The 25325-nt window shown below is 42.5% G+C and carries 23 protein-coding genes and 1 riboswitch; of the genes, 9 read left to right on the forward strand and 14 right to left on the reverse strand.

Annotated features, from left to right (window positions below; translation table 11 throughout):
- The first annotated feature begins 105 nt into the window (after positions 1-105).
- Complete coding sequence (locus R7190_RS06085) at positions 106-540, forward strand: DUF962 domain-containing protein (protein ID WP_005377800.1); 435 nt, start codon at positions 106-108, stop codon at positions 538-540.
- A gap of 202 nt (positions 541-742) precedes the next feature.
- Complete coding sequence (locus tag R7190_RS06090; RefSeq protein ID WP_005377799.1) at positions 743-1054, forward strand: hypothetical protein; 312 nt, start codon at positions 743-745, stop codon at positions 1052-1054.
- Positions 1055-1200: 146 nt separating this feature from the next.
- Here R7190_RS06090 and R7190_RS06095 read toward each other — a convergent pair whose 3' ends face one another.
- From R7190_RS06095 to metA, 7 genes are all read right to left on the reverse strand, one after another.
- Positions 1201-2292: a hypothetical protein gene (locus tag R7190_RS06095; RefSeq protein ID WP_054577886.1), complete on the reverse strand. Its 1092-nt coding sequence runs from the start codon at positions 2290-2292 to the stop codon at positions 1201-1203.
- Position 2293: 1 nt separating this feature from the next.
- Entirely contained in the window at positions 2294-2770 is a 477-nt protein-coding gene (locus R7190_RS06100; RefSeq protein ID WP_017633987.1) for a hypothetical protein, read from the reverse strand.
- 9 nt (positions 2771-2779) lie between these two features.
- Positions 2780-5956: a response regulator gene (locus tag R7190_RS06105; RefSeq protein WP_186584305.1), complete on the reverse strand. Its 3177-nt coding sequence runs from the start codon at positions 5954-5956 to the stop codon at positions 2780-2782.
- A gap of 156 nt (positions 5957-6112) precedes the next feature.
- A complete protein-coding gene (locus tag R7190_RS06110; protein ID WP_186584304.1) occupies positions 6113-8269 on the reverse strand; it encodes a GGDEF domain-containing phosphodiesterase in 2157 nt (718 codons plus the stop codon).
- A complete protein-coding gene (locus R7190_RS06115; protein ID WP_186584303.1) occupies positions 8269-9198 on the reverse strand; it encodes a phosphate/phosphite/phosphonate ABC transporter substrate-binding protein in 930 nt (309 codons plus the stop codon). The genes R7190_RS06110 and R7190_RS06115 overlap by 1 nt, the downstream gene beginning before the upstream one ends.
- Positions 9199-9465: 267 nt before the next feature.
- Positions 9466-10191, reverse strand: a complete 726-nt coding sequence (gene pilW / locus R7190_RS06120; protein ID WP_017820928.1) for a type IV pilus biogenesis/stability protein PilW — start codon at positions 10189-10191, stop codon at positions 9466-9468.
- Positions 10192-10370: 179 nt separating this feature from the next.
- Positions 10371-11312, reverse strand: coding sequence for a homoserine O-acetyltransferase MetA (gene metA / locus R7190_RS06125; RefSeq protein ID WP_005377792.1), 942 nt, complete (start codon positions 11310-11312; stop codon positions 10371-10373).
- Positions 11313-11652: 340 nt separating this feature from the next.
- Here metA and R7190_RS06130 point away from each other — a divergent pair, with 340 nt between their 5' ends.
- The 3 genes from R7190_RS06130 to R7190_RS06140 all read left to right on the forward strand — a co-directional run bounded on the left by R7190_RS06130 (position 11653) and on the right by R7190_RS06140 (position 13869).
- On the forward strand, positions 11653-12039 hold the full coding sequence (locus R7190_RS06130) for a hypothetical protein (RefSeq protein WP_053303128.1): 387 nt from the start codon (positions 11653-11655) through the stop codon (positions 12037-12039).
- Positions 12040-12162: 123 nt separating this feature from the next.
- A complete protein-coding gene (locus R7190_RS06135; protein WP_175413481.1) occupies positions 12163-12498 on the forward strand; it encodes a DMT family transporter in 336 nt (111 codons plus the stop codon).
- 420 nt (positions 12499-12918) lie between these two features.
- Positions 12919-13869 (forward strand): LpxL/LpxP family Kdo(2)-lipid IV(A) lauroyl/palmitoleoyl acyltransferase, encoded by a 951-nt coding sequence (locus R7190_RS06140; RefSeq protein ID WP_042522548.1) that lies wholly within the window; start codon positions 12919-12921, stop codon positions 13867-13869.
- 70 nt (positions 13870-13939) lie between these two features.
- On the opposite strand, the gene R7190_RS06145 is transcribed toward R7190_RS06140, so the two are convergent.
- Positions 13940-15412, reverse strand: coding sequence for a carboxypeptidase M32 (locus tag R7190_RS06145; RefSeq protein WP_005377788.1), 1473 nt, complete (start codon positions 15410-15412; stop codon positions 13940-13942).
- A 222-nt stretch (positions 15413-15634) separates the two neighbouring features.
- Here R7190_RS06145 and R7190_RS06150 point away from each other — a divergent pair, with 222 nt between their 5' ends.
- Both R7190_RS06150 and R7190_RS06155 read left to right on the forward strand, forming a co-directional pair.
- Positions 15635-16270, forward strand: a complete 636-nt coding sequence (locus R7190_RS06150) for a LysE family translocator (RefSeq protein ID WP_017820932.1) — start codon at positions 15635-15637, stop codon at positions 16268-16270.
- Positions 16270-16836 carry a hypothetical protein gene (locus R7190_RS06155; protein ID WP_005385713.1) on the forward strand — a complete coding sequence of 189 codons (567 nt, stop codon included), beginning with the start codon at positions 16270-16272 and terminating at the stop codon, positions 16834-16836. Before R7190_RS06150 ends, R7190_RS06155 begins: the two co-directional genes overlap by 1 nt.
- A gap of 118 nt (positions 16837-16954) precedes the next feature.
- Here the strand turns inward: R7190_RS06155 and R7190_RS06160 are convergent, their stop codons facing one another.
- On the reverse strand, positions 16955-18331 hold the full coding sequence (locus R7190_RS06160) for an alanine/glycine:cation symporter family protein (RefSeq protein ID WP_005377785.1): 1377 nt from the start codon (positions 18329-18331) through the stop codon (positions 16955-16957).
- 123 nt (positions 18332-18454) lie between these two features.
- Positions 18455-18554: riboswitch (glycine riboswitch) on the reverse strand.
- A 527-nt stretch (positions 18555-19081) separates the two neighbouring features.
- Between R7190_RS06160 and R7190_RS06165 the strand changes: the two genes are divergently transcribed.
- Both R7190_RS06165 and R7190_RS06170 read left to right on the forward strand, forming a co-directional pair.
- Positions 19082-19240, forward strand: a complete 159-nt coding sequence (locus tag R7190_RS06165; RefSeq protein ID WP_005377784.1) for a hypothetical protein — start codon at positions 19082-19084, stop codon at positions 19238-19240.
- A gap of 31 nt (positions 19241-19271) precedes the next feature.
- Positions 19272-20006 (forward strand): chromosome partitioning protein ParA, encoded by a 735-nt coding sequence (locus R7190_RS06170; RefSeq protein WP_054865581.1) that lies wholly within the window; start codon positions 19272-19274, stop codon positions 20004-20006.
- Between the two features lie 90 nt (positions 20007-20096).
- Here R7190_RS06170 and R7190_RS06175 read toward each other — a convergent pair whose 3' ends face one another.
- From R7190_RS06175 to proW, 5 genes are all read right to left on the reverse strand, one after another.
- Complete coding sequence (locus R7190_RS06175) at positions 20097-20480, reverse strand: hypothetical protein (protein ID WP_005377782.1); 384 nt, start codon at positions 20478-20480, stop codon at positions 20097-20099.
- Between the two features lie 99 nt (positions 20481-20579).
- The gene (locus tag R7190_RS06180; RefSeq protein WP_005377781.1) at positions 20580-20945 is read right to left on the reverse strand and encodes a VOC family protein; all 366 of its coding nucleotides are present in this window, start codon (positions 20943-20945) and stop codon (positions 20580-20582) included.
- A gap of 146 nt (positions 20946-21091) precedes the next feature.
- Positions 21092-23041, reverse strand: a complete 1950-nt coding sequence (locus R7190_RS06185; RefSeq protein WP_186584302.1) for an LTA synthase family protein — start codon at positions 23039-23041, stop codon at positions 21092-21094.
- Between the two features lie 196 nt (positions 23042-23237).
- Complete coding sequence (gene proX, locus R7190_RS06190; RefSeq protein WP_005385703.1) at positions 23238-24245, reverse strand: glycine betaine/L-proline ABC transporter substrate-binding protein ProX; 1008 nt, start codon at positions 24243-24245, stop codon at positions 23238-23240.
- Positions 24238-25323 carry a glycine betaine/L-proline ABC transporter permease ProW gene (gene proW / locus R7190_RS06195; protein ID WP_005377778.1) on the reverse strand — a complete coding sequence of 362 codons (1086 nt, stop codon included), beginning with the start codon at positions 25321-25323 and terminating at the stop codon, positions 24238-24240. The genes proX and proW overlap by 8 nt, the downstream gene beginning before the upstream one ends.
- Between the last annotated feature and the right edge of the window lie 2 nt (positions 25324-25325).

Genomic DNA, 25325 nt, shown 5'->3' on the forward strand with positions numbered 1-25325 from the left:
GCCTCTGTTGTTTTGTCGCTCGTTGCTCGTAGCCTTTACGGAAAAATTCGCACCTTTTTCATCCTCGGGCTATATAAGAATAAGAAGGTGGAAAAGGGGAATGATATGCGAGCATTATCTGAATGGCTAAAAGAATACGGGGAGAGTCACCAAAACCCTATCAACCAAAAGATTCACACAATCGCAGTTCCAGGTATTTACCTTTCTGTGGTTGGACTTATTTGGTCGATTCCCCAGATTTCATTATTAGGCTTCGAACTTAATTGGGTTTGGGTAGCGGTGATCCCCACTTGGGTTTTCTATTTTCGTTTGTCTCTGAGCGTATTCATGATGATGATCGGCTACACATTAGCGTGCATTGGCCTTATTTGGTCTCTAGAGGTATTGATGTTGCCCGTTCTGCATATTTCTATGCTCTTGTTTGGTGTATTGTGGATATTGCAATTTATCGGTCACAAGATTGAAGGTAAAAAACCGTCGTTTTTTGAGGATTTACAGTTTCTACTCATCGGCCCGATTTGGGTGTTCAGAAAACACTAGCGATAAGCAAAATCACGCATCATCCGAATTACACAAGACATATAACGTTCAGAGATTATGTAGCTCTTACTACAGAATACCTCACCTTCTTATTGCCACGACAAGCATTCACTTTAGATACGCACTATGATTAAAGAGGTGCCAACGCACTTTACGCTATCGAGATACTTAAACTTACGGCAAGTTTACTTTAGGGGGATGAATGTACGACCGACAATATAAATATGCCTATTGGAGAGAAGAGCGTAAAAAAGGCAAATGGCACTATATATTAAAGTCCTTCTTTATGATTTGTTGTGCATTACTGCTTGGTAAAGTCATCGGTTTGTTCATTTTTGGAGAGCTGCATTCTTTAAGCGACATTTGGGAACAACTCCCTGCGGATGTTTTTATTATGATGCTCGTGGGCTTCCCAATTAGTGTCCTTGGTTGGTACCACGAAGAGTCAAAGTTTTTCCGGGCACTGCGACGCAAAGAAAAGCGGTTAAAAGGCAATCAAAACAAACCGAAATAGAGTAACCTTTGTCTCTGTTTGGATTGCCACTTACCTATCTGATCGATTCTATCCCTTCCAGTCGTTTAGCGTTTAGTTACGTGTTGCAAAAAGCCTTCTTAATACAACAGCCCCCAGTGTTGTGGAAATTGGTACTGTAAGAAACATTAAAAAACGAAGTTGAGCATTAGCGTATAAAGGCTCGCACTGTCATCCTTTGGGGCTGATGAAAACGCGCCAGAGCTATTATTGTAGGCGTTGAACCTTTGCCATTCTGCATTCAGGGAAACGTTGTAATCTAGGTCATATCTCAACCCGAGTAAGAAACTGTCTCCACTTTTTTTATCCCGACTATTAAACTGCTGACCGTAAACAATATAAGGAGTCAGCTTGTTTACATTATAACTTGTTGTCGCGTACCAAGATGAGGAAAGATTGCTGGTCTGTCCTTCTGCCATAATCACAATGTTATCGAGCTCGTATCTTAACCCTAGAGAAAACAGATCGATCGTGTTGTTTTTTTCTGTTTCAACTAGACGGTCAATGATTGTGGTTCCGCCACCGGGAGTGGACTGCTCAATGTTAGAGAGCGTCGTTGTTTGATCATAATCGCCGTGGAGGTAGGAAAAATTCCAACGATAGCTCTCTCCGCTTAGCGTTAAGTTCATCCCTGCAGTGTTGTTTGACTCAATTTCCAATTCAGTACGTTCATTGATGGTTACGTCACTATTGTCTTTAAACCCGACAAACGGCATGGCGGTAAGTACGACTTGCTCATTAAGGTCATGAATCCAGCGTGCAGATAGGCCGTTATAAGCCGTGATACCTAGAATGCTGTCATATACCTCATTCGGTGGGCGGGCTTGGGTAAAAGCGTGACCGACATAGTTGTACTCAGACATCAAAAACAGTGGCAGTCTTAAGCGTCCTCCTCTTATTTCTATGTTTTTATAGGTATAAGCCAAATACGCCCACTCGAGCTGAGGCGAGCTCCAATGGTCTTGCGGGCGCTTTACGACTTGTGCGGATGCCCGAAATGCCTTGTGAAAATAATCGAGCTGCATGCCGAAAGTGGTATCGCAATCGAAACAAGATTCATCGCCAATAAAGCGGTTAACTAGTACCGTAGTTGGGTTATCGGATTTTGCCCACGAAGTAGAGCCAAAACCACTTAAAGAAAGTTGTTCTGTTAGTTCAATCGTGGCTGAGCTCGGAAAGGTCGCGATACTCAGCGATAACATGGTTAAATATTTTTTCATATCAATTCTCCGAGCTAACCACACATAAAACATGAGCATTACTAGGGACGCTCGATGTTGGGGCATAACCAATTCTATTCGGCTTCTCTTGCATCCATGCTATGAGGTCATCAATGCTGGAGCGTGCAATCACTTTTGGCGGTCTAGCTTTACCTGAAAAAGACAAGCTTGCCCAATGCGCGTTCATTTGCGCTAAATTTTTGTTGAGAAGATAACGATAGAACTCAGCTCTTTCTGTTGATGTCGCAGGCCAGTCAGAGAGTTCAATTCGCTGGCCTTGTAAAAGTTGCGTCTTCCCTCTGTACAACTTTCGCGCTTTATTGACAGTGAGCGGAGAGAATTCGTCATTAAATGAGAAAACGGCGTAGCTCTCTGCAGCGAGAGCTTGGCAATTTAATGAAAGAAGGGCAATCAGAATAAACAGATAGCGTTTTATGTAACGCAAAGGAAAAGCAACGCGAGAATGATTTCTACTCATAGAATCCACCTACATTGCTTGTTCAATTTGATACAACAGTTTTTCTTTGCGCACAGGCTTTGGTACGTAGGCATCCATTCCTGAATCAAAGCAGCGTTGAATATCATCATCAACGACGCTTGCTGTTAATGCGATAATGGGCGTCTTAGCTAATCCTTTACTCGCTTCATAAGCTCTAATTTGCCTAGAAGCTTCAAACCCATCCATTATGGGCATCATGCAATCCATCAAAATAACATCAAACTTTCCATCTTTTTGGAACATTTCGACTGCAATTTGACCGTTTTCTGCGACTTCGAATTGATAGCCTGCTTTAGATAGCAATAGAGAAGCCACTTTCTGGTTCACTCTATTATCTTCGACAAGCAAGATGCGTTCGGAGCGAATAGGCGTTACCGTTGCTTCTGGTTGCTCAGAACTTGCAGGTAGTTCATGAGTTTTATCGGGGGTGGTGTTCTCTTGGTGTGGTTCAGCAGGCGTCGTGTTGGAAACACGTAACCCAATTGCCTTATCTAACTTCTCTTTAAGCAACCCTGCTTTAAACGGTTTGGGCACATAGTCATCCATTCCAACGTCAAAGCATTTTTGTATATCGTCATCGACCACACTTGCCGTTAGAGCAATAATCGGAATTCTGAAAGCGCGTTTTTCTTTTACTTCTATTTGACGAATTATTTGGGTGGCTTCAAATCCATCCATTACGGGCATCATGCAGTCCATTAAAATTAGGCTGTATTGATTCTGTTGAAATTTCTCAACCGCTTCTTGTCCGTTTACTGCGACATCAAAGTCGAAGCCAGCTTTTGTGACGTGTAGCCCCGCGATTTTTTGATTGACCGTATTGTCATCAACGACCAAAATTTTCGGCAAAGATTTAACATGTTGCGCTGAAATGCTCTCTTGTTGTGCGTGCGAGAAATTTGCCGCACAACTTTCAAGTGCTTTAATTAAGCGCTGCCCTAGTAGTGGCTGAGTGACCAAGGCGCTGATACTGCTTCTAAAGTCGAATTGTGGGCTATGAAGGTGCTTGATAAGGCAGACACGAATGTTTCGTTTACAAAGGCTTTCTATCTCATCGATATGCATCGCCGCTGCATTTGGTGATGCTTCTACATGAATAACGATAACGCGCTCGTTATCAATCCACGTTGGCAACGCACTTAAGGTATCTACTGACTGCGTTATATTGATGTTGAAAAAACTTAACTCGTTACGCAGTTTTTGTTCTAGTTGAGTACTGCTGCATACAATCCATATATCGTTGTGATTCAGAGCGTGATAAGCGTTAAACTCTTGCGTCACAACAGGAGCAGTTAGTTCAAAGAAGAAGCGACTGCCTTTACCTTTCTCGGATTCAAGTTGAATTTCTCCACCCATTAGCTCAACTAATTGCGTGCTAATGGCAAGCCCAAGTCCAGTTCCCCCAAATTGTCGGGTAGTAGAGTTATCCTCTTGGGCAAATGGAGCAAATATTTTCTTTTGCTGCTGGGCATCAATACCAATCCCAGAATCTTTAACGGAAAACTCGATGACCGCTTCACCATTTTTTATTTCGCGGGTGATGACCGATAGCTCAACACTGCCTTGTTCGGTAAATTTTACCGCGTTAGACATGAAGTTCATGACAACTTGGCGTATACGATGGTCATCCAACATTACGTGGTAAGGCGTGTTACGGCTAATGTTGACTTGCACATCGATGCCTTTTTCCTTTGCTTTCGGTGAAATGATAGAAGCAATGTCATAGATAGACTCTCGAACACAAGTTGAATGTGGGCTAATGAGCAACATCCCAGATTCAATTTTTGAGAAGTCTAGAACGTCATTAATTAAACTCAAAAGCAGTTGGGAGGAGGTTTCAATCGTGTCGACGTAATCGCGTTGTGTGGCAGTCAGGGAAGTATCGGATAAGACTTCAGAGATACCAATAACGCCATTTAGCGGCGTGCGGATCTCGTGGGACATGTTGGCCAAAAAGCTACTTTTGGCTTTACTCGCCTTAATTGCATCATCTTTTGCTTGTTCTGCATCTTCTTTAGCTTGTGTGAGCTTTAGTCTGGACAACATCCGCTCATCACTAAGCTTTTTTACCTCTCGAGCAAACTTACTCAGCTCGTCTTTACCCTTTATTAGTTGAGCAAGAGGTGAATTTTCAGTGTTACTTTGTTCATTGCTTTCGTTACTGAGAAATTTGAGGACTAGATTCAAGTTTCCAGTAACTTTTCGCACCAATCTTAGCGTTAAACTTACGACCAACAGCGTTAAAAGGCTCATCATTGCGATAAAGGTAAAGCGGTGCTGTGTCGTCGTGTTGATTGTCTTTGATATATCATCACTCAGCTGTTGTTCCATTTTGTCGTCAACACTTTGTAATAACGATAAGCGTTTGTTGAGTGCAGATAACCCCGCATCAATCTCATCCGGGGTTAATGATTTGAGTTGAGCTGGTTGCAATAAATAAGCACGAAACTCTTGGCTTTTGATAAAGACTTCACCCGTAAACGTCTCAATGAGCAGATCTACTTGTTGTTGATTGGCATTTAGCGTCACAAAACGCTCTAGAAATAGTTGTTGGTTCTGGATTAAAGATTGGATAGAAGCCTGTGTTGTGAGGTCGTACTCGTTATTTTCCTCTGAAGATCGAATCAAATATTCGCTTAATCTATGCTCTTCAGTGGACCAAAACATCAACCATTCAAGTTGCATCAAAGAAGAAAGGTGAGTGTTTGTTTCATAACTCACATTTCTAAAATAGACTTTGTCTAAGCTCATGAGGATTTCTTTGAACGTATCAGCGCGCCACTCTGCCGCATCTAACTTTTCTTCTTGATTTTGCGAAGAGAGCATCGAGAGGGTTGCTTCCTCAAAGCTTGTCAACTGGTTTAGTATCTCAGCGTTTTCACCGAATACTGGTGCAGCGGTGTCGCGTAACAATTGAGATATCTGCTGAGTTTTTAGTTGCTTATCTATTACATCAGGGTTATTCGGTAGGTGATAAAGCGAAGATACGCGGTCTATGTAGACAGAGAATAACTGTGCTTTTTGTAGTTCCTGAGCCTGGATAGAAAGGCTTTGTACATGTTTACCCGCGAGGACAAGCAACAATAAAATTGGCAGCAAAACCAACCCAAATAGCTTTTGTTTTACCGACAGGTTGTTCCAAGAAAAGATTCCTACCACGCGCATTTCCATATCCAAGAAGTTGATATGAAAAGTGTAGTTTATTTATCTCAGATGTTAGATTTTAAGAGAAAATTCATATTAATGAGGTGGGGGAAGTGTGACCGATATTGCATTACGAGTACTAACGCGCTAAGCGGCAATAGTTAACAAAACGGCGTTCTAAGCAAAGTGATTGACGTTTTGAGCGCCACTCCCTCGTTGGTATTCAAATGCAATCAATTCCTCGGCAGGTACAGGTCTACCTAAGAAAAAACCTTGTACGATGTCACAGTGGAGAGACTCCATTCGTGTGAGTTGAGTTTGAGTTTCTACGCCTTCGGCTACTACTTTCATTCTTAGGTTGTGAGCCATGGATACAATCGCGCGAACTAATGAATCGTCTTGATCGCTTTTTCGGATTTGAGCGATAAATGAACGATCAATCTTGAGCCCGTCAAAAGCCATATGTTGTAGGTAGGCAAGGGCTGAATACCCCGTACCAAAGTCATCTAGCCAAACTTCCACTCCGATACTTTGTAGTTTTTTAAGCACATATTGAGCTTTCTCTGTATCATCAATAAAAAGTGACTCTGTCACTTCAACATGAATGGTTTGAGGGGCGACATCATGTCGTCGTAAATACTTAGAAAATAATTGACTTAAATCTTGGCGATAGATTTGTCTTGGGGACAAGTTTAGTGCGATGTGAAAATCAGTACCGAAATGTTCTGCCCACATTGCCCGCTGAGCAACTGCCGTCTCAATGATATGTTCTCCAAGCTCCAATATTAAATCACTTTGTTCTGCGATCGGGATAAACGATTCTGGACTGATATAACCTTTCTCGGGATGATTCCACCTAACCAATGCTTCGACCCCAATTAGGCGATAGGTTTTTAGATCAAATTGTGGTTGATACCACAGCTCGAATTGAGACAAGTCACGTACTGAACGACGCAGTTCTCGTTCTATGTATAAACGTTGTTTAATCGTTTCATCAAACGTGGAATCGTATATCGTCATAATGTCTTTACCGCGTCTTTTAGATTCCTGCGCCGCAAGAGAGGAAAGCTGTAAAAGAGACTCAGCGTTTGAACCAAATTCTGGATACACGGCAATTCCGAGGCTTGCCGTAATTTGAATATCGTTCTCTTCCAAACTAAAGGGAGAGAGTAGTTGGCGATGAATATCGTTCGCTTTTTCTCTAGCTTCATGATTGTCCGAGCACGGAAAGGCCAGTACAAATTCATCCGCACCTACTCGACTTACGATGGTAGAAAGGCGGTAAAGCGGCTTAAAATAACTCGGCAAACGGCCTTGAAGCTCTGAGGCAAGATGGCCTAGCAATTTATCCCCAATGTTATGTCCATAGTTATCGTTAATGTGCTTAAAGTCATCCAAGTCAATAAACACAACCGCGAGTGAGGGGGATTTGTGGTCAGTTATTTGCGTTTGAATATCAATGAGTAACTTTTCTCGGTTTGGCAGGGAAGTCAGAATATCGTGGTATGCCATGAACTCAACTCGGCTGGTGTATCGGTTCACTTTGTTTGACATTTTGTTGTACGCTGAAATAAGTTCTCCCACTTCATCTTTGCTTTGTATGTCGGTGACTGGCAGCGCTTGGGTATTTGACTCTGAAAATTGATCTTTTAGTTGCTTGAGTGGCTTAGTTAACGACCGCCCCAAAGCATAAGCGATGATGCTACCGAATAGAACGGATATCCCACTGATCGTTAGCAGCAAGTTAAACATCTTCTGTTTATCGTTTGAGGTAATCGCTTGGACTTGTTCAATGTTCTGTTCTTTCTCTTCCAGTAGGTGTATCAAGTTAAGCTCAAGATACACCGCCCCAAGAGTAATGTTTGATTGCTGAATCGGCGCTGCGATCTCCAACTGATGCTTGGAAAAGGAAACGAGAGTTCTAGATTCTTCTATTGCTTTCAAAATAAAAGGAGAGCGGTAATGAGGTTGGGCAAACATCCTTAGCTGAGTAGTGCCGTCGTGAAAGATTAGCCCTTCATTGTCAACAACATGTATTTTCGAGACATCTGGCTGGCTCAATGTTGCCTTAATTTGCTCATACGCTTGACTGATATTGTCTGTATAGAGTGGATCAAAAAGCTGTTTTGATAATAGCTCTGCATAAACCAACCCTTTTTGCTTAACGTAAGATTCTGTTTTTTCTTGAGAGTTGTTCGTGATTTGTTGAGTTAAGCTATTTGAATACGCATCGTAACCGTGCATGTATAACGCAAGATTTATCACCACAACAAACAAGACAACGAACATTGTCGAGCAAATGTATTTGGTTTCGAGTGAGAGCTTTTGAAACATCAATCCACCTTCGGTAATAAGTGAACTGACTTGCGCACTGTACTTAAGGAGGCTCGCATTTCTGGAGTAAGCGCGCTGAATTTTTTGGTGTTCTGAAACTTTTTAAGTGCGAGAGAGCCTTCGTGAGTTGTATCCATATCAAGCAGTATGGACGTGATTTTACGCTGTTGCTCTAGGCTCATGCTTGGAGAAGCGAGAATTAAATCCCTGGGTATTTCAACAGAACGAGAAAAAATCGCTAGTTTGTCTTTCATGTTTTCTGGCAAATCTTTGGGATTGTTCCAGTTGAAGTTACTGAATGCTCCTGCTGCAACTCTCTGTTTATATACCCATACAGATAGGTTGATTTCATTTGACTGAGCGAGTTGCTCATCAAGGAATAAATAACCAATACTGTCTTTGGCCGGTTTGTCATCAGGAGAGGGAAGGTATTGCAGTTTTTCTCCGTGATTCAGCAATGTAATCGCAGGTAGGTAATAGCTGCTGGTAGACGTGCGCTTTTCGAAAACAAGCGTTTTTCCGCGCAGGTCAGAAAGTGACTCAATGCCACTCTCTTTATTAGTAAAGAACACCGTATGATATTTTTGCAGGCCTTTTTTCCATCGTATAGCAAGAACTTGGCTATTAGACTCCTTTTCTAAGGTCATCGCATTAAAGGGGGTCGCCGTTGCAATTTGAACGGTGCCATTTTCAAGCGCAACCGCGAGCTGACGATAATTTTTAAATACCTTTACCACCCCTTTTGCGTAACCATATTCAGTCATATTTTCAGTTACATACTGAGTAAGGGGCGTCGCTTTTTTGATTTTGCTTTGGGCTTTATTGGACACAATGCCAAATGTGAATGTTTTCTCAATATTTTCTTGTGCACTGACAACAAAAGGTGAACTCAGCAAAGTGAGTAATAACAGAGTGCAGGCAGGTTTCATCCGGCTTCAACTTCCTTCTGGTGCATGTCAGTAATATTTAGTATTTATCAATGTGCCGAAATCAATCTTAAAAACAGTATGATGTACAAATTTCGTTGTGTGCGCACTTTTTATAATGTGACTTGGTCACTTATTCCGTTCAAATAGTACCGAATTTGACGTTTATGTACAGGATGAATGTATCACCGTGAGTCTGAATTCACTGGATTCTTGGTCAAGCGCTGTATTGGCTGTGAGCTAATGCGCCTTATGTATCGCTATTTTGTACTAAGAAAATTTTTCCAATTGTTTTTGATACTTTTTCTCGAGAGCTTCATTGCCTGCTGCACGTTCAAGTTGAATCATGAGTTGCAAAGAGGGCTTCTTCACGCCATACATTTGATTGAATCTCATTAATCGAATTCTAGCTTCAGTATAATCACCGCTATCAATTTCTATTTTAGCGAGTTGCAAAATCGATTTTGGTCTATGAGGGTCATGATCGATAGCTCTAGTAAAGTAGTATCTCGCTTTGTCTTTATCTTGTGATTTTAGCGCACAAAAAGCTGCATTCTCATAGCTTGCTGGAATAAGGTAGTAATAAGGCTGCTCAATGGCTCGATTAAACATCTGATCGGCTTTTTCGAAGTCACCTCGCTTGCAAAGAAAAGTACCGTAGTTATTGAGCACATTTCCGTTTTTAGTGTGTTGGCGTAGAGAGCGTTTATACATCTGTTCGGCTTTAATATCTTCACCAACCGTTTCGTAGTAGTGAGCCATAGATAATTGCGCGCGATAGTATTGAGGTGCGTGGTTTAAGGCTTGTTGTAAGTTATCATGCGCGCGAATCATGTTACCGCCGTCTAAATAACCTAAGCCAAGTGCGATACGTGATTCTGCCATTGCCACAGGATCGGCTTTAACGACAGGGCTTCCATCTTCTTTCACCGTCACGCAACCCACGAGTGCAAACTGAGACAATAATATTAGTGCACCGAGCTTTGCTGTTTTCATTCTTTATCCCTACATCCCTGAATCTTTCTGCATGATATGAATTACTTAGCAAAAACCTATTGAGGAAAAAACACTATGCGATCAGGTTTGCAAACTGTTATGAAAAAGCCGCCATATGGCGGCTTGGTTCACATATTACATTTCGGTAATGATGAGTGCTTTGTTTGCTTATTTTGAAGCTAATCGTCTTTAGTGAAAGCATCTTCACTGAAGTGATCGAGATCGTACGGTGTTTGCTGATAAACACAGTAGTTCAGCCAGTTTAAAAAGAGGAGGTGTCCATGGCTTCTCCAGCTTGCAATTGGTGGGTTATCTGGGTTGTTGTTTGGGTAATAGTTGACAGGAATAGCGGGCTCCATACCTTCGCTTAAATCTCGGATATATTCATTATGTAAGGTGTGAGAATCATACTCAGGGTGTCCTGTGACAAAGACATTGCGTTTGTCTTTTGTGGTGGCCAAGTACACACCTGCGACATCCGATGTCGCTAAAATGTCTAAGTCAGTATGCTCTTCTAGAAAGTGAGGCGAAAAATCTGCGTAACGCGAGTGAGGAGCCAAAAACGTGTCATCAAATCCGCGTAAGATAGGGTGAAACTGATGATGGATTTGATGATGATACACGCCTGAAAGTTTTTCTTTACGCGTTTTTTTAGGTAGATCGTAGAGTAGCTTTAACCCTGCTTGCGCAGCCCAGCAAACATAAAGAGTGGATGTCACATGATCTTTTGCCCACTCCATGATGGTTTTGAGATGATCCCAATAAATGACATCTTCAAATTGCACCAAACCTAATGGAGCCCCAGTAATGATCATGCCATCGAAGTTTTTATCTCGCACCATTTCAAATTGGCGATAAAACGTGTCTAAATGTTCAGTTGGCGTATTTTTACTCGGGCGGTTATCAATGCGCAGTAATTCGACGTTAACCTGTAGTGGGCTGTTTGAGAGTAGACGCAGAAACTGAGTTTCAGTCTCTATTTTTTTTGGCATCAGATTAAGGATCAGCACTCTTAAAGGACGTATTTCCTGACTCGCTGCACGCGTTTCACTCATCACGAAGATGTTTTCTGTCCTTAATACATCGGTAGCTGGTAATTGATCTGGAATTCTAATTGGCACGACTTTCTCTCCCTAAGTATAGTCAATCTAGACGTCTATACTTCTAAAGCTAACTTAATTAAGTTTAGATGTCGATACGAAATCCGACTTTTCAATCTACTCTTTACATTATGGTAAACCGTACTCGGGGTTGTCACACAATTGTGACTAAAGCAGAGTTTCTGATGAGATAGGTTTGAAACGCAGTGTGTACTATTTGCTGGTAATTATGCGATCACGTTAATATGTGAAGGTGACTTCGTAGTAAGGAAGTCTCAAATTAATGAGCCATACTAAAAACAATCAGCTCACCATTTTGCATTAATGTGCATATTTGGAAACATCGTCAGTGGAGGACATTATGTTCGGTATTTTCAAGAGAAAGACAAAGATTCAGGGCATCGCTCAAGAAGTTCCTTGCGTGCTACTGCATTCGTTTGGTGATAAAGACATTTATACGCCGGAAGAGATTGATCAAGCTCTTCAAAAGCTGGGTTATGATAAGAGCAAGGATATCAGTCATTATCAGTATGCGTATGGAATGTTTGCCGATGAAGCCTCTTACGAGCTCCTAGAACTAACGGATGAGCTAGGTAATTATGGTCATTTCCAACGTGAAGTAGGTAAGATGCTACTCAATACACCTGAGCCGATTGATATGCATATCTACTTTGAAATTTCTCGTCAGCACCAAAACGTCAGCCTTTCACCTGGTCATCAAAAAGTAAGCGAAAGTGATGGTGTGTAAACATCGTTAGTGGTATTCCATCGTGAGATGAGTTGGGTATAATGCGCGGCCTAATTATCCGGACATGTTGTCGGTTACATTTCTGTTGAGCGTTAATGCCTTATGTTCAAAATGCTTGTCTCTATGCCACCAATGTTGGCGCTGTCGATAGCGATTGTATGTGAAGTGATTGCCACTTCTTATATTCCCAAAACAGAGCAATTTACGAAAGTAATGCCGAGCACAGTCGTTTTGATTGGTTACGGCATCGCTTTCTTCTTGCTTTCCGTCACAGTGCAAACAATGCCTGTTGGGGTTGTTTATGCCATATGGAGTGGTGCTGGGATCGTTTTGGTTGCGACGGTTGGTTACTTTGTTTACGGACAGCGTCTAGACTTACCAGCCCTAGTTGGTGTTGGGTTTATCATCGCTGGTGTGTTGATCGTAAATTTATTATCCAAAACAGTAGGGCACGAATAACGCCACTCTACTTGTTAAGTGAATAAGAAGCCGCAGCGAGAAATTGCTGCGGCTTTTTAGTGCAAATTCAATCGCTAATGGCGAGTATTGATATGACGTCTTATTGTTGTATTCATAACGGTCGCATTATGTGATTGAAAAATAGACATTATTTAGCGCATTGAAAATACAAAGTTATGTTTCTTCAAACTTTAGGAAAGGGCAGTAGATAAATCACTCCGATAGATGTTAACGTGGCGACTCATCTTTACTGCTTTTTCATTCCCTACATATTTCTGCAAAGTTCTTATTGTGTAGTGTGTCGAAGAACCATAGAATCCGCGCGCTTTAATTTATGTTATTAGCGTTATCAATGATAAAAGTGCAGTCCATTATCATTGTTTTTATCACTTATAGATGGGCACATCTGACAATACTTACATGAACAAATACAAAAAGCCTGCATTCAAGGCCGAATTTCTTTTGCCTCGTTACTGGGGAACGTTAATTATCATTAGCGTGATGTACTTACTTAGCCTCCTTCCTTTTAAAGTTCAACTAGCTTTGGGACGCAACATTGGTCGTTTAGCTATGCGATTCATGAGAAAACGTCAAGTTACGATCAGACGCAATCTTGAGCTTTGCTTCCCTCATATGGAAAAATGCCAACGCGAAGCAATTCTAAAAGACAACATCGACAATACTGGCATCGCACTTTTTGAGACCGCAATGGCATGGTTTTGGTCAGATAAACGGGTAAACAAACACGTCACGATAAAAGGCATGGAGCATCTAGAGGCTTTAGAGAAGTCAGGCAAAGGTGCATTAATGTTGGCCGTACACTCAATGAATCTAGAGTTAGGTGCTCGAGCTTTTGGCATTAAAAAGTCTGGAACCGGTGTTTATCGCCCAAACAATAATCCGTGCTTTGATTATTTTCAGTATAAGGGACGCTCTCGCTCTAATCGTACACTGATTGATCGTAAAAACGTCAAAGCCATGCTTGAAGCACTTAAAGCGGGTGAGCGGGTTTGGTATGCACCGGACCACGATTATGGTAACCGACGCTCGACATTTGCACCGTTATTTGCCGTTAAAAATGCTTGTACTACGACAGGTACAAGTTTGTTGGTTGATTCTACAGATTGCGCCATTGTGCCTTTTACGATGGTAAGAGGAAAAGACGGACACTATACCCTAACCATTAGTGCGCCCGTCGAAGGTTTCCCGAAAGAGGATCATCAACGCGCCGCCGCATTCGTGAATCAAATAGTTGAAACATCAATCATGGCAAGTCCGAGCCAGTATATGTGGCTTCATCGTCGGTTTAAAACTAGACCAGAGGGTGAGGACTGTTTGTACAAGCCTAGGCTCATCCCTAGCTTGGCATAACACATAGAGAGCCTACAAAAAGCCCAAGGAACATACGAACCTTGGGCTTTTACTTTCTATTCTTTTCGCTTTATAAGTAGCGATCTTTTAGGTGAGCTTGAAAGTGTTTAGCATTCAGTGTTTCACCCGTGGCTTGTTTTACCAACTCATCAGTGGTGAATAAGCTACCTTTACTCCAGATGTTTTCCGAGAGCCAATTGAATATCGGAGCTAAGTCGCCAGAACGAATAACCGCATCTACATCGACGGTTTGTTTCATTGCTGCCATAAATTGTGCAGCGTACATCGCACCGAGCGTGTAGGACGGGAAATAGCCAAAACTTCCGTCTGTCCAATGGATATCTTGCATACAGCCATTTTTGAAGTTTCCTTCGGTTGATAGCCCCAAGTACGCTTTCATCTTTTCGTTCCAGAGTTCTGGTACATCTGTATGTTTGATGACGCCGTTCATGAGATCTCGCTCAATTTCATATCGAAGGATAACGTGAGCAGGATATGTTAGTTCGTCAGCATCTACGCGAATAAAGCCTTTTTCTACGCGAGTGTAAATTTTGGCTAAATTGTCTTTTTCGAATTCACTACCAGAAAAATGGTTAGAAGCCAGTCGAGCGAGGTGATCGATAAACGCGCTGCTTCGTCCTATTTGCATTTCAAAGAAGAGTGATTGTGATTCATGAATACCCATAGAGCGAGCTTCTCCCGCGGGTGTTCCTGATAAATCTTTTGGTAGCCCTTGCTCGTATCGAGCATGGCCAGTTTCGTGGACAATCCCCATCAATGATTGGACAAACTCGTTTTCATTATAACGTGTCGTAATACGCACATCTGTCGGTACACCGCCACAAAATGGGTGGGTACTCTCATCAAGTCGACCGTGTTCAAAATCGAATTGAAGTAGCTTCATGACTTCCAAACCGAGCGCTTTTTGCTTTTCCGCAGGGTAGTGTGCAGTTGGCAATAAGATGTTGTCTGATTGTTGTTTTTCAAGCGCTTCATCGATCAAAGTAGGAAGCCAGGTTTTCACGTCAGCAAAAAGAATGTCTAACGACGCAGACGTTGTGCCAGGTTCATAAACATCGAGCATGGCATCATAAGGAGTCGTGCCATTTGCTTCGGCTCTAATTTGCGCTTCTTCCTGCGATAGCTTTACGACTTCAGCCCAGTTCTTTTCAAAACCAGCCCAGTCATTTTCTCCACGTTGCGTACGCCATGCATGTTCACATTTGGAGCCAGCAAGAGATTGAGCTTGAACTAATGATTCTGGTAGTAAGTTAGCTTGCTGCCACCCACGCTTCATTTCTCTTAGGATAGATTTTTCTTTTGTAGACAGCGTCTCTTCTTCTGCCTGAGCGAAAAGCTCTCCCAAGTGCGGTTGAGTCATTAAAGAATGGATATGTACATCGAGCTCTGCCGTGGCATTCGAGCGTGCTTCAGCGCCACCAGGTGGCATGACCGCCGCTTGATCCCAATCTATGATGGCTGATAGATGCTCAAAATTTGCCACTTTTTTGGAATGTTCAACGAGTTTTGTAAATGCGTTCATGTGACTACTCTTATTCTTTTGTTCTTTCCCTAAACACCCGATAACGGGTCCTTCATATGGTGTGCACTAAGCAACCTGCGTTAATTTACTAATAATTAACAATTAACTCCAACCCATTGTCCATAAACTCACCCAGTTGTATAGCTCTCTTAAAAAAGAAGCTTGCGAATCTTGTGGATTGGCGGTATTGATGAAGGATTAACAATTAATTATCACGATAATATGGATATTTTGAATTTCGAGGCATTTATTATTGCCATTACGATTTTAACGTTAACGCCAGGTTTAGATACTGCACTTGTTATCCGTAACACTAGCCGCTCGGGCCTAAAAGATGGATGTACAACCAGTCTAGGGATTTGCTTTGGTTTATTCGTACATGCTTTTTTTTCTGCGGTTGGTATCTCGGCGATTCTTGCGCAATCAGCAGAGTTGTTCCAAATCGTAAAAATGATTGGCGCAGCTTATCTTATCTGGCTTGGTTTGAGCAGTTTAAAAGCGCTAATGTCGTCGAAAGATGGATTGACCGTGACCGAGCAGATTCACGAAGTGTTTAATGGTAAGCGCTCTTTTAGAGAGGGCTTTCTTTCTAACGTCTTGAACCCGAAAACGGCGGTCTTCTATTTGGCTTTCTTGCCACAGTTTGTGAATCCAGAAGGTTCACCCTTGCTTCAATCAATGATGATGGCATCTGTACACTTTGCTATTGCGATGGTTTGGCAGTGTGGTTTAGCTGGCGCGCTTAACTCGGCTAAAAATCTACTAAAGAATGCAAGCTTTATGAAGTGGATGGAAGGCGCGACGGGCGCAGTATTAGTCGCACTTGGTGTGAAGTTATTAATTGAAAAACCCGTTTAATGCGTAATATTTATCGATTGTTGATACTACTCGCTGTATTTATTGTGGGGATAGGTGCCGCTGTTGCTTGGCATACGTGGCCACAAGTACAGTTTGCGCAACGCGGCATGATCTGGTCTTGGCACTGGGGCTACTTCGAGCCTTTTGCTAATGGAATACAACAAACGCGAACTCAAGACACTAAACAGTTATTGCTCAGGCGTGTGTATTTGCATGACGCTATTGTCGTTTTTGTTTCGACAACTATGGACAATAAATTTGAGGTCGACGTTGTAAAAGAGCAAACCTGTGAACCTAAAACGACGACTTGGGCTTCGGTCTCTGTCAATCATCAACGTGTCAGGCATGTACCTATGGTGTGCGATGCGTTTGGGCAAGGCTACTTTTATCGCTACATCGGGAAACATCTGGAATCGATTGAGGTTGGTGTCGGCGACTCGTTTGTAACAGAAGCATTTTTAGACTGGCCGCTATCAGAGTTGAAAGCGGATCAATTCAAGCAAAAAAATGCGAAGTTTTTTGAAGAACGTGGAGAAAACGTTGAGCATCAATGGTTGAGAGATTAACCATTTAACCGAAGATAAATAAAGCCCGCTAAATAATAGCGGGCTTTATGTTTTTACCATTTCTAATGTGCTTTGCTCTCCGTTACTGGTAGTTTGTGACCGAACAGCTGTCGTTTCACTAAGCTTTCACTGCTTCAACTTCACCTGATTGCGATGTTGAGCTAAAGAACAGTTTGGTTTCTGCCAGTACGACGTGACGCAGTGCGATCAAACCAATCAGGTTAGGAATTGCCATCAGACCGTTTACGATATCAGCCAGTAGCCAAATCATATCGAGGTGAAGGAATGCACCAGATGCCACCAAGCCAACGAAAATCAGTTTGTATGGAAGCACAGCTTTAGTTCCGAACAGGAACACAACGCAACGCTCACCGTAGTAGTTCCAACCAAGAATGGTGGTAAAAGCGAAGAACATCAAACCGATTGAGACGAGCATAGGGCCAAATGTATCTGCATTTAAACCCACCGCAAAAGCATGAGTCGTCATCGCGGCGCCTGCTAGGTCACTTTGCCATGCACCGGTCAGGATTAAAGCAAGGCCTGTCATGGTACAAATAATGATGGTATCGAAAAAGGTACCCGTCATTGAAATTAGGCCTTGTTTAACACAAGAGTCTGTCTTCGCTGCTGCTGCTGCCATAGGCGCGCTACCCAAACCTGATTCATTTGAGAACACACCGCGAGCGATACCTGATTGGATTGCCAGCATGATGCTTGCACCTAAAAAACCACCAGTCGCTGCTGTTGATGTAAAGGCTGAAACCAGCACTAATTCAACGGCATTGAACAATTGGTCTGCATTCATGATGATCACGCTTAAACACGCCAACACATAAAATACAGCCATGGTAGGAACCACTTTTCCTGCAACGTTAGCAATGGATTTGATGCCACCCAAAGTTACGAAAGCAACCAAAAGAGTTAGTACAAAGGCAGATAGCTCACGGTTAACACCAAGAGATATCTCACTTGCATCCAGAATCGCGTTTACTTGTGGAAACGTACCGATACCAAAACAAGCAACACCCAAAGCAAACACTGCAAACATGATCGCGAGAGCTTTTGAGCCAACACCGTATTGCAAGTAATACATTGGGCCACCAATCATTTGGCCTTTATCATCGACTCTTCGGTACTTAACCGCCAACAAACATTCGGCGTATTTAGTCGCCATTCCGAAAAGGGCAGCGAGCCACATCCAGAATAGAGCGCCTGGTCCACCGAGTTTGATTGCTGTGGCAACACCAACAATGTTACCAGTACCAATTGTTGCTGAGAGCGCAGTACAAAGAGCTGCAAAGCTAGAAACGTCACCTTGAGTATTAGATGACTTATCTTTACTGAATACCATCGCTAGCGCTGTTGGGAGGTGTTTAAACTGGATCAAGCCAAGGCTAAAAGTGAAGTAAACACCTGTACCTACTAGCAAAATAAGCAGCGGTGGACCCCAGACAAAATTATCGATGGTTTGTAGTAAAGATTGTAGGTTGTTCATGATTTCCCCTTAATAAAACAACTAATAAGGAGAAGAGGGAAAGGACGAGATCAACGATCTCTAAAAGAACTAAGCTATTGGTTGTAGGCGGGAAGGCCAAGCCAAAATAGTTAGGTTGTAACTTTCCACTCCTCTGTCCTTTTGCCTGAGAGTTTCACCTTGCGTGAGTGCAAGACTTGCTCCTTCGGCGACCGATTTAACGGTTCTCTCCAGAGGTTCCTCCAACTACAGTCTCCGCTACCTAGGTAGCACCTGAAATAGTTAATTCTTCGGCGAGTTATGCTAATCAAATGTTAAAATTTGATTAATAACCACTCTCCTGCAGTCTTCATCGGAACAATTACTCAATTAAATGAGTAAAGGTTAGTTAATGATGCTGGTCATCATTAACGTGTGAACTCTATCATGTTTTTGGTCCATTTCAACACCCTATGTCAATTTATTTTCAATGAAATAACCTCATCTATTTTCATGAAGGTATGTTTGCCAATCTTTTTGTGCGAGTCACGGCATAAATAAAATTTATTGGGTTAGGGAATGGAACCCAAAAACACTTCAGAACGATAAATGTGTTTCGATCGTTACGACATAAGTTATTCAATTAAGAACACAAAATTGATTAAAATCGGAGCACTTATTTTAAAATCTACGCTAAGTTGACCTTATGGTACGTATAAATGGGTTACAATGAATCTTTGTGAAACAGTCTACGGACCTAGGCAGTTTTTCATGAGTGGACAAGGAGGCGGTATGACCAGATTATTAGCCATTGCGGTGTTGATTGCAGTAGCATTTGTGCTGTTTCGTTATCGAACCAATGAAAAAGTCCAAAAAGCGACCGTTATAACATTAATTGGCGCATTTCTGATTTATACAGCATCAATTATGTTTGCGGAATTGATCCGCTAGCAAAGTAAAAGAGTCCTTGGAGTAGTATACGGTGAGTTCTCAGAACAAAATGGAAGAGCAAGACGACGTAGTTGTCATTGAAGAGCGTGACAAACGTACGCATATCTATATCGCAATCGCTGCGGTGTTAGGCTTGGCATTTGGTGGCCTTGTTGGATCGGTTGTCACTGCGAACAAGTGGGAATCGACTTACCACGTATTAGAAGAAAAGTATCAAGCACTAACGCAAGATAGAACCCAGTTGGCATCTCAAGTAAAAGTGCGGGAAGAGGCGCTCGACCAAGAAATACAAAACCAAGTTAGTGAGTTACTCGCCGCGAAAGATGAAGCTCATCAGAAAGCACTTAAGAAGTTGCAAAAGCAATTGACTGAGGTCGAGAAGGTCAACTTGTCACTAGAGTCTCAATTGAAGCAGCAGGCAGATAAGATCAACACGACGAAGTCAGAAAATGAGAAGTTGAGTCGTCAAGCGGATATGCAAGCGACTATGTTTGAGCGGTCCCGCGAAGTATTCCAGAAAGAGCTAAAAATTTCGCAAGAATTAGAGTCTCTCGAGAAAGAACGGTCAAAATTATTACCTAAGATTGAGAAACTCAAGAAAGAGTGTGACGTATTTTTAGAAGGCAAATCTTGGGACGTGAAGTCGGACGCGTGTGATAAACATGATGAAGCTAATTCACGACTAAGTCAGGTCGATCAAATGATTGAAGTCTATAAAATGGACCTCAAACAAATCAAAGCAATAACGGAAGATATCGGCCTTTAAGTCTTTTGTATCCGATTTTTGAAAAGCAAAAGGAGCTCTTTAAGAGCTCCTTTTTCGTTGTTAGCTATGACTTTTAGCCTATCGCGTATATTAGATTCGTGAGGCGTCATAGCCTGAGGCGAGCAGGAGTTCTCGTTCGTGTTTAATCAGCTGAGCTCGATCTTCAATTAGTTCATTGAGTGCTTGAGATGGCTTACCTGCTAATGCTTTGAACGAAGCAAAAGATTCCGCGGTGTCGATTTTATCAATCATCTGACTGATGACATTACGAGCCTCACACGGGTTACTCGTCGTTGTAAAGTATTCTACTTGCTTTGCTGCCGATTTCATCTCAGTTAATAGCTCAAGCGGGCTACTTTCTTTGGCTACTGCCATGTAGTTATCCAGCACGCGCTTTGCATAAAGCAGTTCTTTGAGGGGGATATCTCTTCCGCTCTCGATTAGGGATTCGCTAAGGATCATACTTGAGCTCATGGGCATTCCTTCTTATTACTACGCCGCTTTTGATGTTTCCTTGAGTCTAATTTATTGAAGTCACATTGGGAATGGGTAAAAAGCATTTTTAACGCATTTTTATTCATTTATGAAAACACGAATGCGATGCTTATCTGGATCGATAGCCATAAAATTTAACCCATACACTGATGTCGCTGGTGGTTGAACAAACTCAACACCTAGGTCTTTCCAGCGCTTGTAAATGCGCTCTAGCATATGACTATTGGGCACTGATAAAGACAACTCGGTACCACCACCTCGAATGCCGCTGTAGGGTGAAAGATTATCTCTTTGCTTGAGTGTCAACGTTAAGCCTTCGGTCAGTGGAATAGCGGCGAAGGTTGGAGACAACTGCGTGACTTTGCGTTCGAACAGTTTCGAATAAAAAACTTGGCTTATGTGGATGTCCTCAACGTAGAGAACGAATGAATTGATAGTCAGCATGGTTTGTTCCTTAATCAATTAGAAATAGTAGGGGCAATCTAACGGAAAGGAACGACAGGAGTTGTCAGTAGCACATTCTCGAAGGTAAGTGAAAGAATAAGAAAAAGGAGCCGTTTAGCTCCTTTTTATCAGCGGAATCATTGGTATTAATGAGTGTGTTTGGAAGAATACCAGTTGTTTTGATAAGCTTTAGATGCAAATAATGCGTTTGCTTTTGCACGCTCGACAATAGACTCGTCCACCTCTAGCGGCTCCATGGTTTGGCCGTTAAAGTCGTACGCCAGGGTCGATACCTTTTCACCAGGTGAAAGCACAACGAGATTGTCGCGCGTTAAATAACCAAAGTTTTTGTCGTATTGCATCATTGCGCGCTCATCTTCGCGAGCTAGTGGCTTCGTTAAATCACGACCAATCATCGGTGTTTTAGCATCTACCCCAATTAGAGATAACAGTGTAGGCGGCATGTCGATGTTGTTTGCTATGCGGTCATCTTTACGTGGTTGAATGCCTTTACCAAGGATCAATGCTGGAATGTGAAAGTGCTTAACCGGAACAAGGTTAGCGCCAGAAACACGTGCATCATGATCTGCAATTACAATGAAAATGGTATCATCCCAATAAGATGACTTTTTCGCCTTTTCAAAGAAAGTGCCCAAAGCGTAATCGGAATATTTTACGGCGTTGTTACGCGTCATATGTTCTGAATCGTATGGCTCAATTTTGCCTTTTGGATACTCATAAGGGCTATGATTACTTGACGTAAAAACTAAGCTAAAAAAAGGTTTGTCGCTTTTTGAAAGGCGTTCAAACTCTTCGTTTGCTTTGTTATATAGATCTTCATCACTAACACCCCAAGAGCCAACAAAGCTTGGGTTGTTATAATCGTCTTCTTCTACTATTTGATCAAAACCGTTACCAAAGAAGAAAGTTTTCATGTTGTCAAAGTTGGCTTCACCGCCGTAAATAAATTGCGTGTGATAGCCTTGAGCTTTCAGTAAGTCCGCGATGGTAAAGAAACCCGTTTGGCTTTTACTCAGCTTCACTACCGCGCGAGACGGAGATGGAGGAAAGCCCGTGGTTACAGCTTCAATTCCACGAACAGAACGAGTACCAGTGGCGTACATTTGTGTGAACTGCCAACCTTCCTTCATGAGTTCATCAAGGTTTGGTGTTAGAGGCAAACCACCCAAAGCACCGACAAATTGGGCGCCTAAGCTTTCTTGTAGCAAAATCACTAAGTTTTTATGTTTACCTTGGTAAGTCGCGGGGTTACTGTTCATGGTTGGGAGTAATGAAGGGTTGAAGTCGGATTTTGTTGATGAAGTGCGAACTAATTCCAACATCTTTTGAGTGTCCATTTTTCCGTAGAACTGCTCCGCACTCTTTTCTGACTTCATGCTATTAACCGCAAACAACAATGAGTAAGATGAGTTCAGTGCTAAGTCGTTAAGCAGTGGATCGTTAGAAAAGGCGACCATAGCAGGATTTAGCGGGCGGTGCCCTAAAGATGAGCGAGCACCTGCAACCCCAAAAAGAACAACGAAAAGTGCCAATAGTGGTCGCCATTTCCAGTTGACCTGCTGCGCCTTATCGGTCAGTTTCTTACTCCACTTCCAACCTAAAGTGATGGTTAAAACTGTACCTAACGCACCAATAAACAGTTCTAATTTGTAGCCAATCCAGAGCATACTCAAGACTTCTTTTGGGTAGATTAAATATTCCACAAACAGGCGGTTTGGACGTAGGTCGTATTCCTGAATGAATGGCGCTGTTGCTAGCTCCATGTATACAAGCACCCAAAGCCCTAAAACCATCCATATGCGTAATATTCGCTTCCAACACTCTCCCATCTTACCGGTTAATGGCATGAAGGTTGAAACCAGTGCTGGAAGAATAAATAACCAGCAAAGCGTTGCAATATCTACGCGCAAACCTTGACCTAGGATGTAAATTAAGTCGTTTAGAGAGTCAATACGGTCAATCTTCCAAAAGGCTAGCAAAACTCTTGAGATAGACAGAAATAGAAGCGAAAACAAAGAAAAGGCAGCAATTGGCTGCAAAGGCCCCCACACAGAGCTCTTTGATAAGTTTTTCATATTTATTCGAATAGTTTAATTGTTATGTTGTGTTGTTTTTAGCAAAGCAAGCGTGAAATAAACGTGAATTATAATGTGGGTTTATGGTCGAGTAGTGTAAGTGTTGGTATGTCTATGTAAGGGGGAGGGGCGTTTGTGTAAAAAAAAAGAGCCAGTTGATAACACCAACTGGCTCTAGAGGTTGATAAAGGCATGATTACATTGCGGCTTTCTTCGCTTCTTCGACCCATGCGTCGAACTTTTTCTGGTTCGCTTTGATCCAGCCATTTACATGAGACTCGATGTCCGCTGAGCTGTTCTTACCTTGGCTCATCATCATATTCTGAGCACTAACATCATTGATATTTAGTTTGATGATTTCAAACAGCTTTGCAGCAGCAGGGTTGTTTTCTGTAAACTCTTTATTAGCAACGATGCGCATAGAGTTCATCTCGAAGCCGTAGTTCTTACCGTTCTCTAGTGTCGTATCAATGTCCTTACGCTCACCAGGAAGTGAAGAGAATGGCACTTCTAACCACACAACATCTTTCCCTGGAACTAAAACGCCACTTACCCAGTACGGTGTCCAAGTGTAGTAAAGAATCGGATCGCCTTTTTTGTAACGTGAGATTGTATCAGCGATAATCGCCGCGTAGTTACCTTGGTTGTGTGTTACTGTGTCACGAAGTTTGAAAGCATCCAACTGATGTTCAACAACCATTTCACAACCCCAACCTGGGTTGCAGCCAGTTAAGTCCGCTTTGCCATCGCCGTTTGCATCGAATAGCTTCGCCAATTTTGGATCTTTTAACTGACCAATGTTCGTGATGTTATATTTTTCCGCGGTTTTCTTATCGATCAAATAACCTTGCGCAGCACCACTTACGTATTGGCCTTTACGGAAGAACTTATCATCACCGCCAGACATCGTGTACTTATCGGCGTGAAGAGGGAACCAACCAACCGCTAAGAAAGTAGCATCACCTTTAGCAATAGAGGTGTAGCCTACGTTGTAGTCCACTTCTTTGGTCGGTTTAACATCGTAACCAAGCTCTTCAAGTGCGCGGTTTACGATCAACGTTTGAAATGTTTCTTCTGCAACGGTTGATTGAACAGGCTGAACAGTGACACCTTCACCCGGTAGTTCACTTGCCACACCATAAGTTGAAAATGCGATAGTACTTAGAGCTCCAACAGAGAGCGCTTTCTTCCATGAATTATTCATTGATGTTTCTCCTAAGTTTTAGATCGTCTTGGTTCGTCTTTGTTTTCAGTTTTAATAGGTATGAAACAGGACCTGTGTGATACCAGCGAAGTTTAGTGTTGCCCGCATTAACCCCTAACACCTGGGTGATACGGTCTAACAAAATCGCAAGAATAACGATGCCTAAGCCACCAACGGCAGCAAGACCCATATCAAGTCGGCCAATACCACGAAGTACCATTTGGCCTAAGCCGCCAACAGCAATCATTGAAGCAATCACTACCATAGAAAGTGACAGCATTAAGGTTTGGTTTACACCTGCCATGATGGTTGGTAACGCCAACGGTAACTGGATGCGATAAAGCATCTGTTTTTTGTTTGCCCCGAAAGAGTGGCCAGCTTCGATAAGCTCTTCAGGTACTTGCTGAATACCCAAAATAGTCAGGCGCACAACGGGAGGCAGGGCGAAAATGATCGTTACTACTACGCCAGGAACGTTACCAATACCAAACAACATAACAATTGGCACAAGGTAAACGAACGCGGGAGTCGTTTGCATTGCATCTAATATTGGCCTAACAAATTTGGCAGCGGTTTGGCTCCTTGCCAACCATATCCCCATTGGTAGCCCTATAAGCAAACAGAAGAAAACGGCGGTTAACACCAGTGCTAGCGTTGTCATCGCTTGTGACCACGCACCAATTAGGCCGATGAAAACAAGGGATACAAGAGTAGAAAAACCAAGTTTTACATTGGAAAACTGCCACGCTAGCAAAAATAAAATGAGTACCATTATAGGCGCAGGTGTAGACACCAAAGCAGTTTCAAACGACGTTAGAATAAAGTCGATTGGAACTCGTATTGCTTGGAAAACAGGTCGACCATGTTCCACCAGCCAGTTCAAACCGGACTCTACCCAGCTATCGAGGGGTAAAACCGCATCTTGGAATGGGTTCATAATATCGAATGGTGCTTGCTCTACAGTTTCTGAGTTGAGCCAATCATTACTTGGCGCGGCCTCTGTACCTTGCGACCAAGGATCATCTTGCGCAGGAGCAGTATTTGACCAGGGATCATTGTTAGTTTGCTCTGAAGACATCG

This window comes from Vibrio sp. 1078-1 (assembly GCF_033340475.1).